At 67.7% G+C, this 13,448-nt stretch carries 8 protein-coding genes; 7 read left to right on the top strand and 1 reads right to left on the bottom strand.

Annotation, left to right across the window (positions count from 1 at the left end; translation table 11 throughout):
• Nucleotides 1-1,143 (bottom strand): acetyl-CoA C-acetyltransferase (locus AC5RV2_RS08390; RefSeq protein ID WP_494091983.1); only part of this gene is annotated, 1,143 nt, incomplete at its 3' end.
• A 495-nt stretch (nucleotides 1,144-1,638) separates the two neighbouring features.
• On the opposite strand from AC5RV2_RS08390, the gene rpoB reads away from it, so the two are divergent.
• The 7 genes from rpoB to AC5RV2_RS08355 all read left to right on the top strand — a co-directional run.
• On the top strand, nucleotides 1,639-5,157 hold the full coding sequence (gene rpoB / locus AC5RV2_RS08385) for a DNA-directed RNA polymerase subunit beta (protein ID WP_494091982.1): 3,519 nt from the start codon (nucleotides 1,639-1,641) through the stop codon (nucleotides 5,155-5,157).
• Between the two features lie 116 nt (nucleotides 5,158-5,273).
• Nucleotides 5,274-9,164, top strand: coding sequence for a DNA-directed RNA polymerase subunit beta' (locus AC5RV2_RS08380; protein WP_494067536.1), 3,891 nt, complete (start codon nucleotides 5,274-5,276; stop codon nucleotides 9,162-9,164).
• A 105-nt stretch (nucleotides 9,165-9,269) separates the two neighbouring features.
• Nucleotides 9,270-10,022 carry an IclR family transcriptional regulator gene (locus AC5RV2_RS08375; protein ID WP_494091981.1) on the top strand — a complete coding sequence of 251 codons (753 nt, stop codon included), beginning with the start codon at nucleotides 9,270-9,272 and terminating at the stop codon, nucleotides 10,020-10,022.
• 120 nt (nucleotides 10,023-10,142) lie between these two features.
• Nucleotides 10,143-11,330, top strand: a complete 1,188-nt coding sequence (locus tag AC5RV2_RS08370; RefSeq protein ID WP_494012732.1) for a 4-hydroxybenzoate 3-monooxygenase — start codon at nucleotides 10,143-10,145, stop codon at nucleotides 11,328-11,330.
• A 70-nt stretch (nucleotides 11,331-11,400) separates the two neighbouring features.
• Nucleotides 11,401-12,246, top strand: coding sequence for a protocatechuate 3,4-dioxygenase subunit beta (gene pcaH / locus AC5RV2_RS08365; RefSeq protein ID WP_494091980.1), 846 nt, complete (start codon nucleotides 11,401-11,403; stop codon nucleotides 12,244-12,246).
• A complete protein-coding gene (gene pcaG / locus AC5RV2_RS08360; protein ID WP_494091979.1) occupies nucleotides 12,246-12,818 on the top strand; it encodes a protocatechuate 3,4-dioxygenase subunit alpha in 573 nt (190 codons plus the stop codon). The genes pcaH and pcaG overlap by 1 nt, the downstream gene beginning before the upstream one ends.
• 6 nt (nucleotides 12,819-12,824) lie before the next feature.
• The coding region (locus tag AC5RV2_RS08355) for a lyase family protein (protein ID WP_494091978.1) at nucleotides 12,825-13,448 on the top strand (624 nt) is incomplete at its 3' end.

The raw sequence follows: 13,448 nt of genomic DNA, 5'->3' as shown, positions 1-13,448 counted from the left end.
GGCCTTGCCGGTGCCGCGCCGGCGCAGTTCCAAGGCGGCGGTCAGCGCCAGCCGGGTGCCGGAGGCGCCGATCGGATGGCCCAAGGCGATGGCCCCGCCGTGGATGTTGCACTTCTCCAGCGGGTAGTCCAGGTCCTGCAGCGACTGCACCGCCACGGCGCCGAAGGCTTCGTTGATCTCGATGAAGTCCAGGTCGGCCGCGGTCCAGCCCGCACGCTTGAGCGCCTGGGTGATCGCGTTGGACGGCTGCGACTGCAACGAGGTGTCCGGTCCGGCCACCTGCCCCGGACGGCCGACGACGGCGAGCCAATCCAGGCCGTTGTCCTCGGCAAAGCCGCGGGTCGCGACCACGACGGCGGCCGCGCCGTCGGACAGCGGGGAGGAGTTGCCGGCGGTGATGGTGCCGTCCTTGGCAAATGCCGGGCGCAGCGGGGCCAGGCTTTCCACGCTGGTCTGCGGGCGGACACCCTCGTCGCTGTCGACCACCAGGTCCTCGCCCTTGCGCTGCGGCACCGCGACCGGGACGATCTCGTCGTCGAAGACCCCGTTCTTGGCGGCGGCGGCGGCGCGCTGGTGGGAGGCGGCGGCCACTTCGTCCTGCGCTTCGCGGGGAATGCCCAGCTCGGCGTTCCGGCGCTCGGTGGAGACGCCCATCGACTCGTGGTCGAAGGCGTCGGTGAGGCCGTCGTGGGCGGTGGCATCGAGGGCGGTCAGGCTGCCGTAGGTCCAGCCCTGGCGGGAACCGGGCAGCAGGTGCGGGCCGTTGGTCATCGACTCCTGCCCGCCGGCCACCACCACTTGCGCCTCGCCGCAGCGGATCAGCCGGGCGGCGTCGGTGACGGCGGCCAGCCCGGAGAGGCAGACCTTGTTGATCGTCACGGTCGGCACGTTCCAGCCCAGTCCGGCGGCGATGGCCGCCTGCCGGGCGGGGTTCTGGCCGGCGCCGGCCTGGATGACGTGCCCCATGATGACCGCGTCCACCTGTTCGGGGGCGACGCCGGAGCGTTCCAGCGCCGCGGCGATGGCCTTGCCGCCGAGCTGGACGGCGGTGAAGGATGCGAGCTGGCCGTTCAGTCGTCCCGTGGGCGTGCGTGCGCCGTTCAGGATGACGACGTCGTCGCGGCTGCTGTTGTTCTCGGCCATGGTCTTCGTGCCTCTTTTCCGCGCCCGGTGGCCTGCGCAAGCAGGGGGCCACCGGGCTGCTGCCGTCGGTATGATCTGCTTCACAGATTACCCGGGTTTGGGCAACTCGCCTGAAGCGCGGGCCGGAAATTGCCGGCCGGGCGGTATATGCTGGTGGCGTTGTCCCGGGGAAGACAACCGCGAAGACGCCCCTTTCGCACCGCGTTTCGCACCGCAGGCCGCTCGTATCCCGATGGCGGGGGAGCGGTGGCTGGTGCCTGCCCGGCATGTTGGACAAGCCGCGACGCGGTGCCGTACACTAAGTATTTGCGTCTTCCCTCAAAACCTTTGGCCTTCATATAGCGGTGGGCTTCGCCACGCCCTATCTGTGTTTAACTGCAGATCGTGCGGCGGGCAAGGATCATATAGCGGATCCAGGTGATGTCCGGACCCCATTCGGGGTGCCGGCGGTGCGGAAGCGCAGGACAAGCCTGAAGGTCTGTGGAAGGATCCCTCTTGGTCGCCTCGAGCACCTCTAATACCGATACCGCTAACAGCCTGCTGGACGCCTCGTCGAACGACGGAGCAACCCGGCGGCTCTCATTCGCCAAGATTCACGAACCTCTTGACGTTCCCAATCTGCTCGCCCTTCAGACCGACAGCTTCGACTGGCTGGTCGGCAACGAACGCTGGAAGGCGCGCGTAGCCAAGGCCCAAGAAGAAGGCCGCCAGGGTGTGGCCGGCACCTCCGGCCTCGCCGACATCTTCGAAGAGATCTCCCCGATCGAAGACTTCCAGGGCACCATGTCCCTGAGCTTCTCGGAGCCGGAGTTCGCCGATCCGAAGTACACCATGGCCGAGTGCAAGGACCGCGACGCCACGTTCTCCGCGCCGCTGTACGTCAAGGCCGAGTTCATGAACAACAACACGGGCGAGATCAAGCAGCAGACCGTGTTCATGGGCGACTTCCCGCTGATGACCGACAAGGGCACCTTCGTCATCAACGGCACCGAGCGCGTCGTCGTCTCCCAGTTGGTCCGCTCGCCGGGCGCCTACTTCGAGAAGACCGCCGACAAGACCAGCGACAAGGACATCTTCACCGCGAAGATCATCCCGTCCCGCGGCGCCTGGTTCGAGCTGGAAATCGACAAGCGCGACCAGGTCGGCGTCCGCCTCGACCGCAAGCGCAAGCAGTCCGTGACCGTGCTGCTCAAGGCCCTGGGCTGGACCGAGGGCCAGATCCTGGAGACCTTCGGCGAGTACGACTCCATCCGCGCCACGCTGGAGAAGGACGCCACGCAGACCCAGGAAGAAGCCCTCCTGGACATCTACCGCAAGCTGCGTCCGGGCGAGCCGCCGACAGTCGAGGCTGCCCAGTCCCTGCTGGACAACCTGTACTTCAACCCCAAGCGCTACGATCTGGCCAAGGTCGGCCGCTACAAGATCAACCGCAAGCTGGGCATCGACAAGCCGCTGACGGATCCGGACGCCTCGGTCCTGAACAATGACGACATCGTCGCCATGATCAAGTTCCTGGTCGCCCTGCACGCCGGCGAGACCACCATCCCGGGCAAGCGCGACGGCGCCGACCACGACATCCGCGTCGAGATCGACGACATCGACCACTTCGGCAACCGCCGCATCCGCGCGGTCGGCGAGCTGATCGAGAACCAGGTCCGCACGGGCCTCTCCCGCATGGAGCGCGTGGTCCGCGAACGCATGACCACCCAGGACGTCGAGGCGATCACGCCGCAGACCCTGATCAACATCCGCCCCGTGGTGGCGGCGATCAAGGAATTCTTCGGCACATCGCAGCTGTCCCAGTTCATGGACCAGAACAACCCGCTGGCCGGCCTGACGCACAAGCGCCGCCTGTCCGCGCTGGGCCCGGGCGGCCTGTCCCGCGACCGCGCCGGCATGGAAGTCCGTGACGTGCACCCCTCGCACTACGGCCGCATGTGCCCGATCGAGACCCCTGAAGGCCCGAACATCGGCCTGATCGGCTCGCTGGCCTCCTACGGGCGGATCAACGCGTTCGGTTTCATCGAGACCCCCTACCGCAAGGTCATCGACGGCCAGGTCACCGACCAGGTCGACTACCTCACGGCCGACGACGAGATCGAGTGCGTGATCGCCCAGGCGAACGCCCCGCTCACCGAGGACCTGCACTTCGAAGAGGACCTGGTCCTCAGCCGGGAGCGCGGCGGCGGCGGCGAGCCGGTGCTCGTGCCGGCCAACGAGGTCGACTACATGGACGTCTCCCCGCGCCAGATGGTGTCGGTGGCGACCGCCCTGATCCCGTTCCTGGAGCACGACGACGCCAACCGCGCGCTGATGGGCGCGAACATGCAGCGCCAGGCCGTGCCGCTGCTGCGTTCGGAAGCCCCGCTGGTCGGCACCGGCATGGAGCGCTACGCGGCTGTCGACGCCGGCGACTCCGTGGTTGCCGCCAAGCCGGGCGTGGTCACCGAGGTCTCCGCGGACCTGGTCACCGCCCTGAACGACGACGGCACCGAGACCCGGTACCCGATCATGAAGTTCGCCCGCTCCAACCAGGGCAACGCGTACAACCAGCGCGTCCTCGTCTCCGAGGGCCAGCGGCTGGAAACCGGCAGCATCATCGCCGACGGGCCGTCCACCGACCAGGGCGAACTGGCGCTGGGCAAGAACCTGCTCGTGGCGTTCATGTCCTGGGAGGGCCACAACTTCGAGGACGCGATCATCCTGTCGCAGCGCGTGGTCTCCGACGACGTGCTGACCTCCATCCACATCGAGGAGCATGAGGTTGATGCCCGCGACACCAAGCTCGGTGCCGAGGAAATCACCCGCGACATTCCGAACGTGTCGGAGGAAGTGCTCTCCCAGCTGGACGAGCGCGGCATCATCCACATCGGCGCCGAGGTCGACGCCGGCGACATCCTCGTCGGCCGCGTGACCCCCAAGGGCGAGACCGAGCTGACCCCGGAAGAGCGCCTGCTGCGTGCGATCTTCGGCGAGAAGTCCCGCGAAGTGCGCGACACCTCCCTGAAGGTTCCGCACGGCGAGTCCGGCACCGTGATCGGCGTCCGGATCTTCGACCGCGACAACGACGACGAGCTGCCCCCGGGCGTGAACCAGCTGGTGCGCGTGTACGTGGCGCAGAAGCGCAAGATCACGGACGGCGACAAGCTCGCCGGACGCCACGGCAACAAGGGCGTCATCTCCAAGATCCTGCCGGTCGAGGACATGCCGTTCCTGGAAGACGGCACCCCGGTCGACGTCGTGCTGAACCCGCTGGGTGTTCCCGGCCGCATGAACGTGGGCCAGGTGCTGGAAATCCACCTCGGCTGGGCCGCGAAGCAGGGCTGGAACATCGAGGGCAACCCGGACTGGGCCAAGGACCTGCCGAACCTGCCCCGCCAGTCGGGTCCGACGACGGTGGCCACGCCGGTGTTCGACGGTGCCAGCGAGTTCGAGATCACCGGGCTGCTGGATGCCACCAACCCGACCCGCGACGGTGAGCGCCTGATCGGCGCTTCCGGCAAGGCCCGTCTGTTCGACGGCCGCTCCGGCCAGCCGTTCCCGGATCCGGTGTCCGTGGGCTACATGTACATCCTGAAGCTGCACCACCTCGTGGACGACAAGATCCACGCGCGTTCCACCGGCCCGTACTCGATGATCACCCAGCAGCCGCTGGGCGGTAAGGCGCAGTTCGGCGGCCAGCGCTTCGGCGAAATGGAAGTGTGGGCCCTGGAGGCCTACGGCGCCGCGTACACCCTGCAGGAACTGCTCACCATCAAGTCCGACGACATCCACGGCCGCGTCAAGGTCTACGAGGCAATCGTCAAGGGCGAGAACATCCCGGAGCCGGGTGTTCCCGAATCCTTCAAGGTGTTGATCAAGGAAATGCAGTCGCTCTGCCTGAACGTGGAAGTACTCTCCACCGACGGCACCGCGATCGAAATGCGTGACTCGGATGAAGAAGTCTTCCGGGCCGCGGAAGAACTGGGCATCGACCTTTCCCGGGCCGAGCCGAGTTCCGTCGAAGAGGTCTAGCCGCGCCGGCCGGCCGCCGGTGCCTTGGAGCACCGCGGCCGGCCCGCGCACGGCGCCCCTCTTTCCGTAACCCGACAGACTTTCAGATTTAGAGAACCAGAGAGAACAGGGACCATATGTCCAGCGAATCCTCCTTCGGCCTCATGCGCATCGGCCTTGCCACCGCGGACGACATCCGCGACTGGAGCTACGGCGAGGTCAAGAAGCCGGAAACCATCAACTACCGCACCCTGAAGCCCGAGAAGGACGGCCTCTTCTGCGAGAAGATCTTCGGACCTTCCCGCGACTGGGAGTGCTACTGCGGCAAGTACAAGCGCGTGCGCTTCAAGGGCATCATCTGTGAGCGCTGCGGCGTCGAGGTCACCCGTGCCAAGGTCCGCCGCGAGCGGATGGGCCACATCGAGCTGGCCGCCCCGGTCACCCACATCTGGTACTTCAAGGGTGTCCCCTCCCGCCTGGGCTACCTGCTCGACCTGGCGCCGAAGGACCTGGAGAAGGTCATCTACTTCGCCGCCTACATGATCACCAGCGTGGACGAGGAGCGCCGCCACGAGGAACTGCCCAACCTGCAGGCCGAGCACGACCTGGAGAAGAAGCAGCTGGCCGACACCCGCGACTCCGACATCGCGGCGATCGCCAAGGACCTCGAGGACGAGCTGACCCGCCTGGAGGGCGAGGGCGCCAAGGCCGCCGAGAAGAAGAAGGCCCGCGACTCCGCCGACCGCCAGATGGCCAATGTGCGCAAGCGCGCCGACGCCGAGATCGAGCGCCTCGACATGGTCTGGGACCGCTTCAAGAACCTCAAGGTCGCTGACCTCGAGGGCGACGAGGGGCTCTACCGCGAGCTGCGCGACCGCTACGGCCTCTACTTCGAAGGCGCCATGGGTGCCGAAGCCATCAAGAACCGTCTTGAGAACTTCGACATGGCTGCCGAGGCCGAGTCCCTGCGCGACATCATCAAGAACGGCAAGGGCCAGCGCAAGACCCGCGCCCTGAAGCGGTTGAAGGTGGTCAACGCTTTCCTGACCACCACCAACTCGCCGCTGGGCATGGTGCTGGACGCCGTTCCGGTGATCCCACCGGAGCTTCGCCCGATGGTGCAGCTGGACGGCGGCCGCTTTGCGACCTCCGACCTGAACGACCTGTACCGCCGCGTGATCAACCGCAACAACCGCCTGAAGCGCCTGCTGGACCTGGGCGCGCCGGAAATCATCGTCAACAACGAAAAGCGGATGCTGCAGGAAGCCGTGGACTCGCTGTTCGACAACGGCCGCCGCGGCCGTCCGGTCACCGGACCGGGCAACCGTCCGCTGAAGTCGCTGTCCGACATGCTCAAGGGCAAGCAGGGCCGCTTCCGGCAGAACCTGCTGGGCAAGCGCGTTGACTACTCCGGCCGTTCCGTGATCGTGGTCGGCCCGCAGCTGAAGCTGCACCAGTGCGGCCTGCCCAAGCAGATGGCGCTGGAGCTGTTCAAGCCGTTCGTCATGAAGCGGCTGGTGGACCTGAACCACGCGCAGAACATCAAGAGCGCCAAGCGGATGGTGGAGCGCTTCCGCCCGCAGGTCTGGGACGTGCTCGAAGAGATCATCACCGAACACCCGGTGCTGCTCAACCGTGCACCTACCCTGCACCGGCTGGGCATCCAGGCGTTCGAGCCGCAGCTGGTCGAAGGCAAGGCGCTGCAGCTGCACCCGCTGGTGTGCGCCGCGTTCAACGCCGACTTCGACGGCGACCAGATGGCCGTGCACCTGCCGCTGAGCCCCGAGGCCCAGGCCGAGGCGCGCATCCTGATGCTCTCCTCGAACAACATCCTGAAGCCGTCGGACGGCCGTCCGGTGACCCTGCCCTCCCAGGACATGATCATCGGCCTGCACCACCTGACCACCAAGCGCGAAGGCGGAACCGGCGAAGGCCGTGTCTTCTCCAGCCCGGCGGAGGCCATCATGGCCCACGACGCCGGGGAACTGCACCTGAACTCCGTCGTCAAGATCCGCGTGCCCGGCTTCGTGCCCAGCGCGGACCAGCCGGCACCGGAGGGCTGGGAAGAGGGCCAGGAAGCGCTGATCGAAACCTCGCTCGGCCAGGTCATCTTCAACGACACGCTGCCCGATGACTACCCCTGGGTGGCGCGCGTGGCGGACAAGGGCCAGCTCTCGGCGATCGTGAACGATCTGGCCGAGCGCTACCCGAAGGTCGTCACCGCGGCGACGCTGGACAACCTCAAGGACGCCGGGTTCTACTGGGCGACCCGTTCCGGCGTGACCGTGGCGATCTCCGACATCGCGGCCCCGGCCGAAAAGGCCGCCATCATGGAGGGCTACGAGACCCAGGCCGCCCGCGTCGAGTCCCAGTACAACAAGGGCCTGATCGCCGACGACGAGCGGCGCCAGGAACTGATCGACATCTGGAACAAGGCGACCAATGAGGTTGCCGACGCGATGCGGAAGAACCTGACCAAGGAGAACACCATCAACCGCATGGTGTCCTCCGGAGCCCGCGGCAACTGGCTGCAGGTCCGCCAGATCGCCGGTATCCGTGGTCTGGTGGCCAACCCGAAGGGCGAGATCATCCCGCGCCCGATCAAGTCCTCCTACCGTGAGGGCCTGTCGGTGCTGGAGTACTTCATCGCCACGCACGGTGCCCGCAAGGGCCTGGCCGATACCGCGCTGCGTACCGCCAACTCGGGTTACCTGACCCGCCGCCTGGTGGACGTTTCGCAGGACGTGATCGTGCGCGAGATGGACTGCGGCACCGAGCGCGGCCTGACCACGGTCATCGCCGAAGCCGACCACAACGGTGAACTGCGCCGGGCCGAGGAAGTGGAGAACTCCGCTTACGCCCGCACGCTGGCCACCGACGTGGTGAACTCCGAGGGCACCGTGGTGGCGCCGGCCGGATCCGACGTCGGCGATGTGCTGATCCAGGAACTGATCGACGCCGGCATCACCGAGATCAAGGTGCGCTCGGTGCTCACCTGTGAGTCCGCCGTCGGTACCTGCGCGCTCTGCTACGGCCGCTCGCTGGCCACCGGCAAGACCGTGGACATCGGCGAGGCCGTCGGCATCATCGCCGCACAGTCGATCGGCGAGCCCGGTACCCAGCTGACCATGCGTACCTTCCACACCGGTGGCGTGGCCTCCGCGGAAGACATCACCCAGGGTCTGCCCCGTATCCAGGAGCTCTTCGAAGCCCGTACCCCCAAGGGTGTCGCGCCGATGGCCGAAGTGGCCGGACGCGTGTCCATCGAGGACGGCGAACGCCAGATGCGCGTCATCGTCACCCCCGATGACGGCTCGGAAGAGATCGCCTACCCGGTGCTGCGCCGTGCACGCCTGCTGGTCGAAGACGGCCAGCACGTGGACGTCGGCCAGCAGCTGGTCACCGGTGCCAAGGACCCGAAGCAGGTGCTGCGCATCCTCGGCCCGCGCCAGGCGCAGAAGTTCCTGGTGGACGAGGTCCAGACCGTGTACCGCAGCCAGGGCGTCGGCATCCACGACAAGCACGTGGAAGTCATCGTCCGCCAGATGCTGCGCCGCATCACCGTGATCGAGTCCGGCGAGACCGACCTGCTGCCGGGCGAGCTGGCCGAGCGGAGCCGCTTCCAGGCGGAGAACCGCAAGGCCGTCTCCGAGGGCAAGCAGCCGGCCAACGGCCGTGACGAGCTGATGGGCATCACCAAGGCCTCGCTCGCCACCGAGTCGTGGCTGTCGGCCGCGTCCTTCCAAGAGACCACCCGCGTCCTGACGCAGGCGGCCATGGAGGGCAAGTCCGACCCGCTGCTGGGCCTGAAGGAGAACGTCATCATCGGTAAGCTGATCCCGGCCGGCACCGGCCTGGACCGGTACACCCAGGTGTCGGTGGAGCCGACGGAGGAAGCGAAGGCCAACCTGTTTACCGGCCCGAGCGCCTTCGGCGACTTCGACTACGCCGGCGCCGACGGTTCGCTGACGCCCGAGTTCCACGCCATCCCGCTGGATGACTACGACCTGGGCAGCGACTACCGCTAACCGCAAGCACGGAACCGCCTCCTGCTCCCCGATACCGGGGCAGCGGGGGGCGGTTTCCGCGTTTAATGGGCCTGGCGGCCGCGGCGCACGTGAGATTCTGGGAACATGGCCAATTCCCCGTCCGGTGACTCGATGCTGGACCGGCTGGTGCGCATCCTGTCTGCGTTCGAGCCGGACAAGCCGGCGATGACCGTCGCCACGCTCTCCCGCCGGGCGGAGGTGCCGCTGGCAACGACCTACCGGCTGGTGGAGGCGTTGTCCCGCCACGGGCTGCTGACGAAGGAGGGCCCCGGTGAGATCCGGCTCGGGCTCCGGCTGTGGGAGCTGGCCAACCGGAGCTCGCCGGCCGTGGACCTGCGGCAGGCCGCCATGCCGTTCATGGAGGACATCCAGTCCGTGGTGCGCCAGCACACCCAGCTGGCGGTGCTGCGCGAGGACGAAGTCCTGGTGATCGAGCGGCTCTCCAGCCGCGGCTCCGTGGTGAACCAGGCCCAGATAGCCGGCCGCATGCCGGTGCACCGGACCTCGATGGGCATGGTGCTGCTGGCCTATTCGCCCAACCACGTCCAGGAGTCCTACCTGACCCGGCATCCGGAGGCCGTGGCGTCGGCCGACCCGGTGTCCTTCGACCTGCGCCGGCACCTGGCCGACATCCGCAAGCGGGGCTACGCGGCGTTCGACGGGCGGATCGACGTGGACACCACCGGCATCGCCGTCCCCGTGCTCGGCCCGGCCGGCCGGCCGCTGGCGGCCCTCGGCGTGGTGGTGCCGCTGGGCTTCGAGAACTTCCACGCCGTGGTCCCGGCGCTGATGACGGCGGCGCGCGGGATCTCCCGGGCCATGGGCGTGGCGCTGTGACGGCGGCGGCAGCCAGCGCCGTCGTAATTCTCATTCAATGAGAACGCCGGGGCGGAATGCGTGTCGCCGGGCTCACACTGGTGAAGAGACGGCTTCCTCTTTGACCCAGGAGACTTACCCATGGCGCAACCGCAGATCATCAAAACCAAGGTTGGAATCGTCGGCGGGGGACCGGCCGGCCTGATGCTCAGCCACCTGCTGGCCCGGCACGACATCGACAACCTCGTGGTGGAATCCCGTGACCACGACACCATCCACAACACCCACCGGGCCGGCATCCTGGAGGCAGGCTCAGTCAAGATGCTCACCGACACCGGCGTCGACGGCCGCGTGCTGACCGAGGGCGACGAGCACGCCGGCATCGACCTGCGCTTCAACGGAGAATCGCATCCGCTGGACTTCAAGGACCTCGTGGACGCCACCGTGACCCTGTACGCGCAGAACGAGGTCTTTTTGGACCTGGCAGCTGCCCGCAGGCGCGACGGCGGCGACGTGCGCTACGAGGCCGAGGTCACCGAGGTGCTGGACCTGGAGACCACCACGCCCAAGTTCAGGTTCACGGACAAGGACGGCGCCGCCTTCGAGGTGCACTGCGACATCCTGGTGGGTGCCGACGGCTCCCGCAGCTTCTGCCGCCGCGCGGTGAAGGGGGAGCAGGACTACAAGATCGAGTATCCGTTCGCCTGGTTCGGCATCCTGACCGAGGCCCCGAAGAGCGCCCCGGAACTGATCTACGCGAACTCGCCGCACGGCTTCGCGCTGATCTCCCAGCGCAGCGAGACCGTCCAGCGCATGTACTTCCAGTGTGATCCGGCCGAGAACGTGGACGACTGGAGCGACGACCGCATCTGGGCGGAACTGCAGAAACGGGTCGACGGGCCGGACGGCTTCCAGCTGAAGCAGGGACCGATCTTCGACAAGACCGTGCTGGCCTTCCGCTCCTTCGTGCGGGAACCGCTGTCCCACGGGCGCATGTTCCTGGCCGGCGACGCCGGGCACACGGTGCCGCCCACCGGCGCCAAGGGCCTGAACCTGGCCTTCGCGGACGTCAAGGTGCTCTTCGAGGCCATCGACTCGTTCTACTCCACCGGCAGCGACGCCCTGCTGGAGGGCTACTCCGACCTGGCCCTGCAGCGGGTCTGGAAGGCGCAGAACTTCTCCTACTGGATGACCAGCATGCTGCACACCCGCACGGATGCCTCGCCCTTCGAGACCAAGCGTGCCCTCGGCGAACTGGCCACCGTGACCGGTTCCCGCTTCGGGCAGCAGTATTTGGCCGAGTCCTACACCGGCTGGCCGCACAAGTAACCACTCCGCCCGCACCGCGCCGGGCGCGCAGACCCCGAACCATCCACAGCCACAACGGAAAGGAGTCCCGATGAGCGACGCAAAAGCTCCGGACGAGGCTTTCGAGGACGAGACGTTTGACGACAGCCACCTGCTGGACCCTGCCGCCACCGCGGATTCGCAGGAAAAGATCAGCCGGGAAATCGCCGACAGCCACGAGGCGTACCGCAAGAGCGTGGAGGCCGGCGGCGCCGAAGAGACGCAGCCGCGCATCGACTTTGCGCCCTACCGCTCCTCGCTGCTGCGCCACCCCACCAAGGACCTGCACCACGCGGACCCGGAAACCATCGAGCTGTGGAGCCCGGCCTTTGGCGAACGTGACGTGCACCTCCTGGAGTCGGACCTGACCATCCAGCACAACGGCGAGCCGATCGGCGAGCGGATCATCGTGCAGGGCCGTGTCCTGGACGGCGACGGCCGCCCGGTGCGCAACCAGCTGGTGGAGGTCTGGCAGGCCAACGCCGCCGGCCGCTACGTGCACAAGCGCGACCAGCACCCGGCCCCGATCGACCCGAACTTCACCGGCGTGGGCCGGTGCATCACCGGGCCCAACGGCGAGTACAAGTTCACCACCATCAAGCCGGCACCCTACCCGTGGAAGAACCACCACAACGCCTGGCGCCCGGCACACATCCACTTCTCGCTGTTCGGCACGGACTTCACCCAGCGCATGATCACCCAGATGTACTTCCCGGGCGACCCGCTGTTCCCGCTGGATCCGATTTACCAGTCGATCACCGACCCGGCGGCCCGCGAGCGCCTGGTCGCCACCTACGACCACTCGGTCACCAGCCACGAGTGGAACACCGGCTACCGCTGGGACATCGTCCTTTCCGGCAGCAACCGCACATGGATGGAAGAAGGCGAGGAGCACTGATGAGCGAGTCCACCACCAAACTGGTGCCCACCCCGGGCCAGACCATCGGCCCGTTCTACGGCTTCGCGCTGCCCTACGAGAAGGACAGCCAGTTGGTCCACCGCGCGCACGCCGGGGCCATCCGGCTGCACGGCGTGGTCTACGACGGCAACGGCACCGTGATCCCCGACTCCTTGCTGGAGATCTGGCAGGCCGACGAGCACGGCAAGATCTCCCGCGAAACCGGTTCCCTGGTCCGCGACAACCACACCTTCACCGGCTTCGGCCGCGTGGCCGTGGACAACGTGGGCCACTACACCTTCACCACGGTCAACCCGGGTGCCACCGAGCCGGGCAAGGCCCCGTTCATCTCCCTGGTGGTTTTTGCCCGCGGCCTGCTGAACCGGCTGTTCACCCGGATCTACCTGCCGGAGGACACCGAGGCGCTGGCGAACGACCCGCTGCTGTCCTCGCTGCCGGAAGAGCGGCGGAACACGCTGATCGCGGAGCGCGAACCGAACGGCGACCTTCGCTTCGACATCCGGCTGCAGGGTGACGGCGAGACCGTCTTCCTGACCTACCCGGGGATTTAGGCCGGTATGAATCCAGCGGACCACGCTGATTTCGGGCTGCTGTCTCCGGCCTCGGCCGGGACAGCAGCGTCCCGTTTAACCAGCGACTACCAATTCATCCAGGCCATGCTCGACGTGGAGCTCGAATGGACCCGCGTGCTGGCCGACGCCGGCCGGGTGGCCGCGGACGCGGTCCCGGCGGTCGAGCGGGCCTCGCGCGCCGACCTCTACGACGCCGCGGGGCTGGCCGAGCGGGCCCAGGGCGGCGGCAACCCGGTCATCCCGCTGCTGGCCGACCTGCGGGCGGAGATCAAGAAGCACGACCCGGCCGCCGTCCCGGCGATCCACCGGGGCGCCACCAGCCAGGACATCCTGGACAGCGCCCTGATGCTGATGGCCCGCCGCGCGCTGGCCGGGATCGTCACCGACCTCAAGTCCGCCGCCGCGGCCCTGGGGCGGATGGCGGACGAACACCGCGCCACCGTCACGGTGGCCCGCACCCTGACCCAGCATTCGCTGCCGTCGACGTTCGGGCTCAAGGCCGCCAACTGGCTCTCCGGCGTGGCCCAGGCCGGCGTCCGGCTGGAGCGCGTGGCCGGCGAACTGCCGCTGCAGTGGGGTGGCGCGGCCGGCACCATGGCGGCGCTGACC

The organism is Arthrobacter sp. Y3225116 (assembly GCF_059091245.1).
Note: the sequence above shows the minus strand (reverse complement) of the source record. Positions and strands in the feature narration are given on the sequence as shown.